The 270-nt window shown below is 41.1% G+C and carries 1 pseudogene; it reads right to left on the bottom strand.

Annotated features, from left to right (window positions below):
• A pseudogene (locus GNY06_RS09480) lies at positions 1-270 on the bottom strand (IS5/IS1182 family transposase); the annotation flags it as partial.

The raw sequence follows: 270 nt of genomic DNA, 5'->3' as shown, positions 1-270 counted from the left end.
CCACTTTTTGGACTTCCCATTGCCAACATTTGTCCCTGGTTATCACACAGAAAAATGCTGTTGGTGGTTTTTGCCTTTTTTCTACCCTGATAGCCTAGCTTTTCACCTCCCATTAGGCTTGGGGTGTGGCTGCCGTCCAACTGAAGGCTTGACATATCCAATTTTCTTTTATTAAGAAGCAAAAGACCTATCCAAGCCTTTCTGAAAGAGCCGTCTTTGATCCATTTATTGAAATAATAGTAAATGCTTTGCCAGCAGATTTTCTCTTTG

Source organism: Elizabethkingia argenteiflava (assembly GCF_009904105.1).
Taxonomy (GTDB): Bacteria; Bacteroidota; Bacteroidia; order Flavobacteriales; family Weeksellaceae; genus Elizabethkingia; species Elizabethkingia argenteiflava.
The sequence above is the reverse complement of the archived record's forward strand: the minus strand, read 5'-3'. Positions and strand labels throughout refer to the sequence as shown.